This window comes from uncultured Pigmentiphaga sp., assembly GCF_937950555.1.
Lineage (GTDB): Bacteria > Pseudomonadota > Gammaproteobacteria > Burkholderiales > Burkholderiaceae_B > Pigmentiphaga.
In genome coordinates this window covers 467,670-480,226 of record NZ_CALFCW010000030.1, presented here as the reverse complement: position 1 = coordinate 480,226, position 12,557 = coordinate 467,670, and the positions used below count along the sequence as shown (strand labels likewise).

12 protein-coding genes are annotated in these 12,557 nt (G+C 65.4%); 7 read left to right on the top strand and 5 right to left on the bottom strand.

All coding sequences use genetic code 11. From position 1 onward, the window contains the following. Window positions 1–26: 26 nt before the first annotated feature. Window positions 27–299: a PsiF family protein gene (locus Q0319_RS08790; protein ID WP_296469123.1), complete on the bottom strand. Its 273-nt coding sequence runs from the start codon at window positions 297–299 to the stop codon at window positions 27–29. A gap of 217 nt (window positions 300–516) precedes the next feature. Here Q0319_RS08790 and purT point away from each other — a divergent pair, with 217 nt between their 5' ends. Beyond that, window positions 517–1,734, top strand: coding sequence for a formate-dependent phosphoribosylglycinamide formyltransferase (gene purT / locus Q0319_RS08785; RefSeq protein ID WP_299451832.1), 1,218 nt, complete (start codon window positions 517–519; stop codon window positions 1,732–1,734). A gap of 16 nt (window positions 1,735–1,750) precedes the next feature. Here purT and Q0319_RS08780 read toward each other — a convergent pair whose 3' ends face one another. Then, a complete protein-coding gene (locus Q0319_RS08780; RefSeq protein ID WP_296469128.1) occupies window positions 1,751–2,680 on the bottom strand; it encodes a BMP family ABC transporter substrate-binding protein in 930 nt (309 codons plus the stop codon). 231 nt (window positions 2,681–2,911) lie between these two features. Next, window positions 2,912–4,513 carry an ABC-F family ATPase gene (locus Q0319_RS08775; RefSeq protein ID WP_296469130.1) on the bottom strand — a complete coding sequence of 534 codons (1,602 nt, stop codon included), beginning with the start codon at window positions 4,511–4,513 and terminating at the stop codon, window positions 2,912–2,914. Window positions 4,514–4,753: 240 nt separating this feature from the next. On the opposite strand from Q0319_RS08775, the gene Q0319_RS08770 reads away from it, so the two are divergent. The 6 genes from Q0319_RS08770 to mnhG are packed head-to-tail and all read left to right on the top strand — an operon-like array spanning window position 4,754 to window position 10,868. Next, window positions 4,754–7,663 (top strand): monovalent cation/H+ antiporter subunit A, encoded by a 2,910-nt coding sequence (locus Q0319_RS08770; protein WP_299451830.1) that lies wholly within the window; start codon window positions 4,754–4,756, stop codon window positions 7,661–7,663. After that, window positions 7,663–8,004: a Na+/H+ antiporter subunit C gene (locus tag Q0319_RS08765; RefSeq protein ID WP_296469136.1), complete on the top strand. Its 342-nt coding sequence runs from the start codon at window positions 7,663–7,665 to the stop codon at window positions 8,002–8,004. Before Q0319_RS08770 ends, Q0319_RS08765 begins: the two co-directional genes overlap by 1 nt. After that, window positions 8,001–9,650, top strand: coding sequence for a monovalent cation/H+ antiporter subunit D (locus tag Q0319_RS08760; RefSeq protein WP_299451827.1), 1,650 nt, complete (start codon window positions 8,001–8,003; stop codon window positions 9,648–9,650). The genes Q0319_RS08765 and Q0319_RS08760 overlap by 4 nt, the downstream gene beginning before the upstream one ends. Continuing rightward, entirely contained in the window at window positions 9,647–10,138 is a 492-nt protein-coding gene (locus Q0319_RS08755) for a Na+/H+ antiporter subunit E (protein ID WP_296469140.1), read from the top strand. The genes Q0319_RS08760 and Q0319_RS08755 overlap by 4 nt, the downstream gene beginning before the upstream one ends. After that, window positions 10,135–10,413: a K+/H+ antiporter subunit F gene (locus Q0319_RS08750; protein ID WP_296469143.1), complete on the top strand. Its 279-nt coding sequence runs from the start codon at window positions 10,135–10,137 to the stop codon at window positions 10,411–10,413. The genes Q0319_RS08755 and Q0319_RS08750 overlap by 4 nt, the downstream gene beginning before the upstream one ends. Beyond that, window positions 10,410–10,868 (top strand): monovalent cation/H(+) antiporter subunit G, encoded by a 459-nt coding sequence (mnhG, locus tag Q0319_RS08745; RefSeq protein ID WP_296469146.1) that lies wholly within the window; start codon window positions 10,410–10,412, stop codon window positions 10,866–10,868. Before Q0319_RS08750 ends, mnhG begins: the two co-directional genes overlap by 4 nt. A gap of 25 nt (window positions 10,869–10,893) precedes the next feature. Here the strand turns inward: mnhG and Q0319_RS08740 are convergent, their stop codons facing one another. Together Q0319_RS08740 and tadA are read right to left on the bottom strand one after the other, a co-directional pair. Next, window positions 10,894–11,943, bottom strand: a complete 1,050-nt coding sequence (locus Q0319_RS08740; RefSeq protein WP_296469148.1) for an LD-carboxypeptidase — start codon at window positions 11,941–11,943, stop codon at window positions 10,894–10,896. Next, window positions 11,940–12,446, bottom strand: coding sequence for a tRNA adenosine(34) deaminase TadA (tadA, locus tag Q0319_RS08735; protein WP_296469150.1), 507 nt, complete (start codon window positions 12,444–12,446; stop codon window positions 11,940–11,942). Before tadA ends, Q0319_RS08740 begins: the two co-directional genes overlap by 4 nt. Window positions 12,447–12,557: the final 111 nt, after the last annotated feature.

Here is a 12,557-nt window from a genome sequence, read left to right as displayed (position 1 = left end):
CGCGCCGGCCTTCGGGCCGGCGCGCCTCAGCCCGACAGGCAGGACTTCATGAAGGCCTTGCGGTCGTCGCCCTTCAGCGCACCGGCCTCCTTGTTGCACACGCTCATTCTCTCCTGCGGCGTCATTTTCTTGGCCGACAGGCAGGAGCTCATGAACGCCTTGCGCTCTTCGCCCTTCTTGTCCCCTGCCGCCTTGTTGCAGACAGCCATCCTGTTCTGCTGGGCGTTTTCCGCTGCCGCGGCAGGACCGGAACACGCCACGAATAGAGCGGCCAACGACCATGCAAGCGTCTTATTCATATGAACTCCGAAACGTGACCCACGCCGCGGCGGAGCCGGGATGCGGGGGAGATGTCGATGCCCAGAAAAGTGCCGGCCTCGTCCGGCGGCCACATTATCTGCCTCAATCCAAAAAATGCCTAGCGCCGCGCGGCGCCTGCCAAGCAACGCCCGCGGCTTCGCGCTACATTTCGATTTCGACGGCGCTGCGCGCCTTTCCAACCGTGGACCGATTGCAATGACGACAGCTTCCTTCACTCCCCTCGGCACCCCCCTCTCTCCCGCCGCCGTACGCGTCATGCTGCTGGGAGCCGGCGAACTCGGCAAAGAGGTCATCATGGCGCTGCAGCGGCTGGGCGTCGAAGTGGTGGCCGTGGACCGCTACGCCAACGCGCCGGGCCACCAGGTGGCCCACCGCGCGCACACGGTTTCCATGACCGACCGCGAAGCGCTGCGAACGGTGATCGAAGCGGAAAAGCCCCACATCATCGTGCCGGAGATCGAGGCCATCGCCACCGACCTGCTCGTGGAACTGGAAGCCGCTGGCGTGGCGCGCGTCACGCCCACGGCGCGCGCCGCGCAGCTGACCATGAACCGCGAAGGCATACGGCGGCTAGCGGCGGAAACACTCGGCCTGCCGACCTCTCCCTATCGCTTTGCCTCGAGCCTGGACGAGATGCGGGAGGCCATCGACCGACACATCGGGTATCCGTGCATCGTCAAGCCAATCATGTCGTCGTCCGGCAAAGGCCAATCCAAGGTGGACGGCCCCCAGGACGTCGAGCGCGCCTGGCGCTACGCACAGGAAGGGGGACGGGTGGGAGCCGGCCGCGTCATCGTGGAAGGCTTTGTGCGATTCGATTATGAAATCACCTTGCTGACCGTTCGTTCGCGTGGCGCCGACGGCCAGGAACGCACCGACTTTTGCGAACCGATCGGCCACGTGCAGGTGGACGGTGACTACGTCGAGAGCTGGCAGCCCCACCCCATGGCTCCCCAAGCGCTGGAAAAGGCCCGCGACATCGCGCGCAAGATCACCGGCGAGCTGGGCGGCTACGGCATCTTCGGCGTCGAGATGTTCGTCGCGGGCGATCAGGTCTGGTTCTCGGAAGTCAGCCCACGGCCGCATGACACGGGCATGGTGACCATGATTACGCAGGCCCAGAATGAATTCGAGCTACATGCGCGCGCGTTCCTCGGCCTGCCAGTCGACACCGCGCTGCGCCAGCCCGGCGCCAGCAGCGTAATCTACGGCGGCATAGAGGCCGGCGCGGTCGTGTTCGAGGGCGTTGCCGAAGCCCTGGCCGAAGTGGGCACCGACCTGCGCCTGTTCGGCAAGCCGCAATCCTACGTGAAGCGCCGCATGGGCGTGGCGCTGGCTACCGCGGCCACGGTCGAGGAAGCCCGCGCCAAGGCCAAGCGCGCCTCATCCCGGGTCCGCGCGCGGCCAGCCTGAAGCCTCCGCCCGGTCGTCAAAGACGACTCAACAGGCCGCTCAGCTCGAACTCGCGCCCCACATACTCGGCACTGGGCGTCACCTCGCCGCGCACCATGGCCTGGCTCCATTCGTCGAGTGCCAGCTTCGTGGCCTGCCCCACCGTCGGGCTCACCGCCACCCGCACGTAATCCGGGCTTTCCACGCCGAACGAGGTGCTCGCGCCGAAACGGACATTCCCTTTCGCGTAGTCTTTGATGGCGGTGGCGATGCAACGGCCGCTGTCGGCGATGGCCGAGCCCAGGTAAAGATGGGGTTCGGCTTCGGTCCAGTCAATATGGGTGCCGATCTGTCGCAGCCGGAATTTCTGGCACGCGCGTTCGATGCCGGGACGACCACCGTCGATCGCGCCAAACACCACGTCCACCCCGCGCCTGGCCATGGCCTCGCAGGTATCGAACGCAAGCTCCGCGTCGTCGATGCTGCCGCAGAAGGAAGTCATCATCCCCATGCCCGGAGACTGGCGGTGCGCCCCGTCCACGTACGCGGCGCGCACGCGCAGTGCGGCGTCGGTCTTCACGCCCCCCAGGTGTCCCAACCCGCCGGTGCGCGTCTCGGCCGCCGCCAACACACCGGCCAGGAACGCGGCCTGGTCTTCACGCACGCTGTAGACGGCCGCGTTCTCGCCGACGTAAGAACCTTGCACGACGATGAAATGAATGTGAGGAAACCGCATGGCCGCCATCGCGACCGGGTAGTCCCCGGGACTGCCGTAAGCAATGATGAGATCGGCGCCGCGATGGCAGATGTCGATCAGGCGCGCCGCGCGAATCGCCGGCCCGGCTGACTCGATCCAAATCAAATCGACCTGCTGGCCGGCCTGGCGGGCCGCCTCCACGCCTGCGAGGCCACATGAATTGAAGCTGCCATGCCCGGGGGAGCCGAACAGCAGAACCTTGATCCGCATGGGTCAGGCCACACCCGCACAGGCAACGAGGCTTGCCCCCAACTTGGGCATGCCTCCACGGATCGCACCGCATTGCGGCATGTCAAGCGGCCTGACATACAGGCCGTCGACCAAGGCAGGCAGGGGGGACAAGGCGATAGGCAAAGATACTGGCATCGTCTTTCTTCCTTGCAACGGGGAAGTCCCGCTGATTCCGAAGGAGACAAAGCAATCTTCGTGCCGCCGCGCGTATCAGCCCTCGATGCCCCGCGAGGCCAAGTACTCGTCGTACGTGCCCTTGTAGTCGATCAACTGGCCGTCGGGAAGAATCTCGATGATGCGGCTGGCCAGCCCGGACACGAATTCGCGGTCGTGCGAAACGAAGAACAGCGTCCCCTGGTACTTTTCCAGCGCCAGCTGCAGTGACTCGATCGACTCCATGTCCAGGTGGTTGGTCGGCTCGTCCAGCAGCAGCACATTGTGCTTACTCAGCATCAGCTTGCCGAACATCATGCGGTTTTTCTCGCCGCCGGACAAGACGCGCACGCATTTGCCGATGTCGTCGCTGGAGAAAAGCAGGCGCCCCAGCACCGAACGGATCGCCTGGTCGTCGTCTCCCGGCTGGCGCCACATGCTCATCCATTCGAACACTGTTTCATCACGGTCGAAGTGGTCGGAGACGTCCTGGGCCATGTAGCCGAGGTTGGCATTGTCGGACCACTTGATGGTGCCGCGATCGGGCTCGAGGTCGCCCGCCAGCATGCGCAACAACGTGGACTTGCCCACGCCGTTGGCGCCGATGATGGCGATTTTCTCGCCCGCTTCGACCATGGCGGAATAATGCGGGATGACAGGCTTGTCGTACGCCTTGGAAATGCCGTCGATCTCCACTGCCTGCCTGTGCATGACCTTGGCCTGCTCGAACCGGATGTAGGGGTTTTGCCGCGAAGAGGGCTTGACCTCGACAGTCTCGGCCTTGAGCTTGTCGATCTGCTTGAGCCGGGACGTGGCTTGCCGTGCCTTGGACTTATTGGCGGAAAACCGGCGAACGAAGTCCTGCAGTTCGGCGATGCGTTCCTTGGCCTTGGCGTTGGAGCTGAGCAGGCGTTCGCGCGCCTGCGCGGACGCGAGCATGTAATCGTCGTAGTTTCCGGGATAGATCCGCACCTCGCCGTAGTCCAGGTCGGCCATGTGGGTGCAGACCTGGTTCAGGAAATGGCGATCGTGGCTGATGATGATCATCGTGGACTGGTACTGGTTGAGCACCGTCTCGAGCCAGCGGATCGTGTTGATGTCGAGGTTGTTGGTCGGCTCGTCCAGCAACAGCACGTCAGGATTCGAGAACAGCGCCTGGGCCAGCAATACGCGCAATTTCCACCCGGGCGCGATCTCGCGCATCGGCAGCTGGTGCTGCTCGACGGGGATCTCCAGCCCGAGGAGCAGTTCCCCGGCACGCGCCTCGGCCGTATAGCCGTCGTACTCGGCAAACTTCGCTTCCAGGTCCGCGGCACGCATGTAGTCTTCGTCCGTGGCATCCGGGTTCGCGTAAATGGCGTCCCGCTCGGTCATGGCCTGCCACATTTCCGTGTGGCCCATCAACACCACGTCCAGCACCCGCATGTCTTCATAGGCGAACTGGTCCTGGCGCAGCTTGCCCAAGCGGATGTTCGGCTCGATGGAAACGTTCCCCGCGGTGGGTTCGAGGTCGCCGCCGATGATCTTCATCAGCGTGGACTTCCCGCTGCCGTTCGCACCGATCAGGCCATAGCGATTGCCCTCACCGAACTTGACCGAGACATTTTCGAAGAGAGGTTTGGAACCGAACTGGATGGTGAGGTTGGCGGTGGAGATCACGACGGAAAAAGACTCGCAAGAAACGGAGGATGGCGCAGGCGCCTTGCGCGCAGCGCAAAGATCAACCTAATAGTTTAACAGGCCGGCCCCAGCGCGGCCCCTGCGTTTACACAATAGAACGCCCCGCGATGCGAAGCTCGGCCATGCCCCCCGGACGGGGCCTGTGGTTTGTTACCATTCTCGCCGATGCTCGCGTGAAACCCCATCCGACCTCCAACCATAAGAGAGTGACCGCCCCCTATGTCGCTGCTGTTGCTTCTAGCGCTGCCCTTCGCGGGTAGCGCCGTGGCGGCCCTGCTGCCCGCCAATGCGCGCAATCGCGAGGCCTGGCTCGCGGGCCTGATCGCATTGGCGGGAACGATACAGGCCGCCCTGCTCTATCCCGACATCTCATACGGCAAGGTCATTCGCTACGAAATCCCATGGCTGCCCTCGCTGGGACTGGATTTCGTGCTGCGCATGGACGGGCTAGCATGGGTGTTCGCCTTGCTGGTGAGCGGCATCGGGCTGCTCGTCGTGCTCTACGCGCGCTACTACATGTCACCGGAAGACCCGGTGCCGCGCTTTTTCTCTTTTTTCCTGGCATTCATGGGGTCCATGCTGGGCGTCGTGATGTCGGGCAACCTCATCCAGCTGGCGCTGTTCTGGGAGCTGACCAGCCTGGTCTCTTTCTTGCTAATCGGCTACTGGCACCATCGCCCCGACGCGCGGCGCGGCGCGCGCATGGCGCTGACCGTCACGGCAGCCGGCGGGCTGTGCCTGTTCGCGGGCATCCTGGTGCTTGGGCACATCGTCGGCAGTTACGACCTGGAAACCGTCCTCGCCTCGGGCGCCCTGATCCGCTCGCATCCGGTCTACAGCGTCGCGCTGGTGCTGATCGCCCTGGGCACGCTCACGAAAAGTGCCCAGTTCCCGTTCCACTTCTGGCTGCCGCACGCCATGGCGGCGCCCACGCCGGTGTCGGCCTATCTGCATTCGGCCACCATGGTCAAGGCGGGCGTATTCCTGCTCGCCAGGCTTTGGCCCGTCCTCGCAGGCACGGAGCAGTGGTTTTGGATCATCGGCGGCGCCGGCCTGTGCACATTGCTGCTGGGCGCCTATGCAGCGATCTTCCAGCAGGACCTGAAAGGGCTGCTCGCCTACTCCACCATCAGCCACCTCGGCCTCATCACGCTGCTGCTGGGCCTGGGCAGCCCGCTGGCATTGGTCGCCGCGGTATTCCACATCATGAACCACGCCACGTTCAAGGCATCGCTGTTCATGGCCGCAGGCATCATCGACCACGAATGCGGTACCCGTGACATCCGGCGCCTCAGCGGCCTGGCCCGCGTCATGCCCATCACCGCCACGCTGGCCATGGTGGCTGGCGCGGCGATGGCAGGCGTGCCCCTGCTCAACGGCTTCATTTCCAAAGAGATGTTCTTCACGGAAGCGGTGGTCGTGGGCAACGCCGTCGGCATGAGCCATGCGCTGCCTACCGCCGCCACGGTGGCCGGGGCCTTCAGCGTGGCGTACTCCTGGCGCTTCCTGCACGACGTCTTTTTCGGCCCGCCGCCGCACGACCTGCCGCGCACGCCGCACGAGGCTCCCCGCTGGATGCGTTTCCCCGCCGAGGTATTGGCGTTTCTGTGCCTAGCCGTGGGCGTGGCGCCGGGCTATACCATCGCGCCGTTCCTGGCTTCGGCGGTGCGCGCCATACTGGGCGACGACACTCCCAGCTATAGCCTCGCCATCTGGCACGGCTTCAACCTGCCCCTGGTAATGAGCCTGGTGGCGCTCCTGGGAGGAACCGCGCTTTACCTGGTCTTGCAAAAGACGCTGAGGCTGAGCACGGTCGAGCGCCTGCCGCTCTTCTACCGGTTCAACGGCAAGCGCGCCTTCGAACGCTTCATGAGCTTCGCCACCTGGCTCGCCGACCGCCTCACCAATAGCCTGGGAGCGCGCGGCCTGCAGCCCCAGCTGCTGGGCATCGTCGCGTTCTCCATACTCGTTGCCGGCCTCACGCTCTACGGACGGCCCGTGCTGCTGCCGGCATCGCAGTCTTCGGCAGTCGATCCCGTCTTCCTCTTCCTGTGGCTGATCGGCATCGCGTGCGCCGTCGGCGCCGCCCAGCAGGCCAAATACCACAGGCTGGCCTCGCTCATCATGATGGGGGGCGCGGGGCTCATCACCTGCATCACCTTCGTCTGGTTCTCGGCACCGGACCTCGCCCTCACGCAATTGCTGGTAGAGACGGTCACCACCATTTTGCTGCTGCTCGGCCTGCGCTGGCTGCCGCGCCGCAAAGAGCCGGCCGAGCTCGGCATACGGGTGCCGCTCATGGCCTGGGCGCACCGCGTTCGCGACCTCGCCATCGCGCTGGCGGGCGGCGCGGGCATGGCGCTGCTGGCTTACGCCGTGCTCACCCGTCCCTATCCGGACACGGTCTCGAACTTCTTCCTGGAACGGTCCCTGACCGAAGGCGGCGGCACCAACGTCGTCAACGTCCTCCTCGTCGACTTCCGGGGCTTCGACACGCTTGGGGAAATCACGGTGCTGGGCATCGTAGCGTTGACCGTCTACGCGCTGCTGCGCCGCTTCCGCCCGGCGCCGGAGAGCATCCCGCTGCCCCACCAGCAGATCGACCAGGGCAAGACGGACGCCGCTGCGCGCGCGGGCGACGACCCGGCGGTGGGGTACATGCTGCTGCCGTCGGTCATCATCCGCCTCGCCCTGCCCATCATCGCCCTGTTTGCCGCCTTCTTGTTCCTGCGCGGACATAACCTGCCGGGAGGGGGCTTCGTCGCGGGGCTGACGCTATCGGTTGCCTTCATCCTGCAATACATCGCGGGCGGCACGGCCTGGGTCGAATCCAAGATGCGTCTCCATCCGCAACGCTGGATGGGGCTCGGCCTGCTGTTCGCCGTCTTGACCGGCATGGGCGCCTGGCTCTTCGGCTACCCGTTCCTGACCTCCCATAACCTGCACTTCGACCTGCCGCTGATTGGCGAGATCCACCTGCCCAGCGCCTTCTTTTTCGACCTGGGCGTGTTCTGCCTGGTTGTCGGAGCCACCATGCTGATACTCACCGCCCTCGCCCACCAGTCGATACGTAGCCACCGCGTCATCCAGCACGCCGACGGCGAGCGGCCCCACACGGGAGGCGCCTGATGGAGCTGATCATCGCCATCGCCATCGGCGTACTGGGGGGGTCCGGCATCTGGCTGCTGCTGCGACCCCGCACCTTCCAAGTCATCATGGGCATCTCGCTGCTCTCCTATGCCGTCAACCTCTTCATCTTTTCCATGGGCCGGCTGTCCGTAGACCAGACTCCCATCCTGCAGGCGAGCCGGGCCAGCGAAGTTGCCGAGTACGCCGACCCGCTACCCCAAGCGCTGGTGCTGACCGCCATCGTCATCGGCTTCGCCATGACCGCGCTCTTCCTCGTCGTCCTGCTCGCGTCACGCGGCCTGAGCGGCACCGACCATGTCGACGGCAGGGAGGGTGAATGATGCTCGACTGGCGCGACCATCTGCTGATCGTCCCCATCGTCCTGCCCATGGCCATGGGCGGGGTGATGCTGCTGCTGGGAGAAGGCCGGGCCACCCTGAAGGCGGGCCTCAACGTGGTAGCCACCGTGGCCCTGCTGTTCGTCGCCGTTGCCTTGCTGCGCCAGGCCGACGAGGGCCCGATGCAGGTAGCCGTCTACCTGGCCGCCAACTGGCCGGCCTCTTTCGGCATCGCGCTGGCGCTGGACAGGCTCTCGGCCTTGATGCTGGTGCTCACCGCGACCATCGCCCTGTGTTCGCTGATGTATTCGCTGGCGCGCTGGCACCGCGCCGGGGTGCACTTCCACCCCCTGTTCCAGCTGCAGCTCATGGGGCTGAACGGCGCTTTCCTGACGGCGGACCTATTCAATCTCTTCGTCTTCTTCGAAATACTGCTGGCCGCCTCCTACGGCCTGCTGCTGCACGGCTCCGGTCCTCAGCGGGTCAAGGCGGGCCTGCACTACATCGCCGTCAACCTGGCAGGCTCGTCGCTGTTCCTGATCGGCGTTGCGATGATTTATGGCACGACCGGCTCGCTCAACATGGCCGACATCGCCGTGCGCATCGGCCAGGTGGCAGGCTCCGATCGCATGCTCATGGAAGCCGGTGCGGCGATCCTGGGCGTAGCCTTTCTGCTCAAGGCGGGTGCCTGGCCGCTCAACTTCTGGCTGCCGCCGTCCTATGCTGCGGCCAGCCCTCCGGCCGCAGCACTGTTCTCGGTCATGACCAAGGTGGGGGTATACGTCATCCTGCGCCTGTCCTTGCTGCTATTCGGCGAACGGGCGGGTGAATCGAGCGGCCTGGTGCAGCCCTGGGTACTCTACATCGGCCTGGCCACGCTCACCTTCGGCACGCTCGGCATGCTGGCCTCACAAAATACCGGGCGCCTGGCGGGGTTCGCCGTGATCATCTCTTCCGGTACCCTGCTCGCTGCCATCGGCTTTGGCCGCACCAGCGTCACCGCCGCAGCCCTGTTCTACCTGGTCAGCTCGACGCTGGCGCTGAGCGCCTTTTTCCTGCTGCATGAGCTGATGGAGCGCAGCCGCACCTTCGGCGCCGACCTGCTCGCCATCACGCTCGAGGCCTTCGGCCTGGACCGCAGCACCGACCCCGAAGACGACATGAACTCGACCGACGTGGGCGTGGTCATTCCGGCGGCAATGGCCTTTCTCGGCCTCGCGTTCATCGCCTGCGCGCTGGTCATCGCGGGGATGCCGCCGCTGTCGGGCTTCGTCGCGAAGTTCGTCCTGCTGACCGCGATCTTGAACCCGGACGGCCTCACGCCGGAGATCGGCCATCCCGAGCCCTTGCTGGCCTGGGTGCTGCTTGCGCTGCTGATCGCCTCCGGGCTCACCACCGTCGTCTCGCTCACCCGCATCGGCATCCGCTCGTTCTGGGTCCCGACTGTTCGCACGCCGCCACGGCTGCGCGTGATCGAGGTCTTCCCGATCACGGTCATGCTCGTGCTGGGCATCGTCCTGATGCTGCAGGCCCAGCCGGCCATGCGCTATTTCCATGACGCAGCCAACGCCCTTCACCATCCCGAGGAATACGTGCGCAGCGTCCTTTCTGCGCGCCAGGCCGACCACCGCGGAGGGATCTCGCCATGATCAAGCGCATCCTGCCCTGGCCCAGAACGTCGCTTTTCCTCCTCGCGATGTGGCTGGTCCTCAACCAGGCCTTCTCGCTCGGCCACCTGCTGCTCGGATCGCTGCTCGCCATCGTGCTCCCCCTGTGGACGGCACCGCTGCGCCCGGTCCGCGCAAGCCTTCGGCGCCCGGGCGCCGCGCTGCGGCTGCTGGGCGTGGTAATCGTCGACAGTTTCCGGTCCAACCTCGAGGTCGCCCGCATCGTTCTTGGGTCCCGGCAGCGCCGCAATAACTCCGGCTTCATCCGCCTGCCGCTCGACCTGCGCGATCCCCACGGCTTGATGACGCTGTCGCTGATCATCACGGCGATTCCCGGCACGGTGTGCGTCGAGCTGACCGACGACCGCAGTGCGCTCATCATTCACGTCCTGGACCTGAACGATGAACAATACTGGATCAATTTGCTCAAGACCCGGTACGAGCGCCCCTTGATGGAGATTTTCGAATGACGAACGTACTCGGCTGGGCCAGCCTGTTCGCAATGCTGTGCATCGCCTTGGCGATGGTGCTGGCGGCAATGCGCCTCATCAAGGGTCCTGCGGCCCAGGACCGGGTCTTGGCGCTGGACACCATGTATATCTGCGCCATGCTCATGCTGCTGGTGCTGGGCATACGCTTCGACAGCACCGAATTCTTCGAAGCGGCCGTGACCATCGCCCTGCTCGGCTTCGTCAGTTCTATAGCGCTCGCCAAATTCCTGCTGCGCGGAGAGGTCATCGAATGACGACGGAACTCGTGCTCCCCCTGTGGGCGGACCTCCTGATTTCCGCGCTGCTCGTGTTCGGCGGGCTGCTGACCTTGATCGGCTGCCTGGGGCTCTGGCGCTTCCACAGCTTTTATCAGCGCTTGCATGGCCCCACGCTCGGCGCCACGATGGGCATGGTCTCCCTCGCGATCGCCTCCATGCTGTATTTCAGCCTGACCAGCGACGGCCCCGCCCTGCATGAAATCCTCATCGCGATTTTCCTGACGCTGACGGTGCCCGCCACCACGCTCATGCTAGCGCGGGCAGCCCTGTATCGTCACCGTCGCGCCGGCAAGGCGGTGCCCGCGCCCGACCGGCCTCCTGGCCCCGGGGCCGAGCCGCCGCACTATACGACAGACGACATCGACGACGAGCACCGGGTTGACGCCGACAAGGCGCCTCCGCCTGCCGGCGGGCCCGGAGGCGAGCGCTAGCCGCCGCGGCCGCGGGGCCTGGCGCTCAGTGTGCGTGCCCGTGCTCCGCGAACACGAGGTAAGCCATGCCGTCTTCAGTGGCGAGCCCGACTTTCGCCCCGACCGGCAGCGTGGCCTTGGTCCGGACGTGCCCGAACGGAAGGCCCGGTACGACGGGAACCTTGACTTCCTTGCGCAGCCACGCGATGACCGAGGACAAGTCGTAGCCGTCGTCGTGCGCCGTAAGCTTGTAGTCAGTAAAACTGCCCAGCACGATGGCGCGCTGCTTGGCGAGCACGCCCGCCTGGGCCAATTGCACCAGCATCCGCTCGACCCGGTAGGGATGCTCGTTGACGTCTTCCAGGAAAAGGATGCCGCGGATGCGCGGAAAGTACGGCGTGCCCAGGAGCGATGTCAGAACCGCGAGATTCCCCCCCCAAAGGATGCCGCGGCAATCCACCGGATCGGCCTGCTCCGACTCGAAGCTGAGGATCTCCAGCTCCCCGCGCAAAGCCTCGGCGAACAGGGCGGCGGTCAAATCGTCGACGCGCTTGCCGCCAAAATCGAACGATGCCATGGGGCCCGCATAGCTGATGGCTCCGGTCTTGGCCAGTAACGCGAGCTGGAAGAACGTGAAGTCGCTGTGCCCGACGAAGCGCTTGCCGCTGTCTGCCATGGCCTTCCAGTCTATGCGGGGAAGTAGGCGTGATAAGCCATACCCGCCGCGCGTGGCCATGACGATGGGGTGCTTTTGGGAGCACGCCCGCTCCAGCGCCGCCAATCGCTGTTCGTCCGTGCCGGCGAAGCGTTGGTCGCGGAGCAAAGCTGCGCGATCCAAGACCGGCTGAAAGCCCAGCGCCTTGAGGTGGACGCGAGCCTGGTCGATCCTCTCGCGCTCTGGCACCGCCCCGGAGGGCGAAACGAGGTAAACGCCGGGCTTGCGCCCCAACGCGGGAAAGCCGTACTGGCCGTGGTCATGCGCGCCATGGCCTGGATCGTGGGCAGAACCATGCTCGTGGCCATGTTCATGCGCATGGTGTGCGTGGCCCGCGTCGCCGCGGGCTGAGGGCGTGGCTCGGGAATGGCGTCGGTTCATGCGGATCCGGATGGAAAGGGGGGATTCGAGGCGGCGCGCGCCGCCTCGCGTTTTTGACGGAAGAACGCCCGGAGCAGATCGCCGCACTCGTCGGCCAAGACACCGCCCTCCACGCGGGTCTGGTGGTTCAGCACGGAAATGGACGGCAGGTCCAGCACCCCGCCGCAAGCGCCGGTCTTGGGATCGGACGCGCCATAGACCACCCGCGCAAGACGAGCGTGCAGCATGGCCCCCATGCACATGGCACAAGGCTCGAGCGTAACGTACAGCGTGGCACCGGGAAGACGATAGTTACCGACGGCACGACATGCCTGGCGCAAGGCCTGGATCTCGGCATGGGCCGTGGGGTCGGAGCTGCCTATGGGGCGATTGGCGCCCTCGCCGATGACGCGGCCCGATGCATCACACACCACCGCGCCCACCGGTACCTCGCCGTCCCGCCAGGCTTGCTCGGCCAGGGCCAGCGCGCGGCGCATCAAGATGGCATCGGGAGATTCAGACATGGATATCGAATGGGGAACGGGCGCATTCTACCCCGTCCATGAGGCCTAGAAGGACGGCCGGCGCCGTCGGCAACCCCATCTTACCTGCAGCGGCACGCGACGGACGAGTGG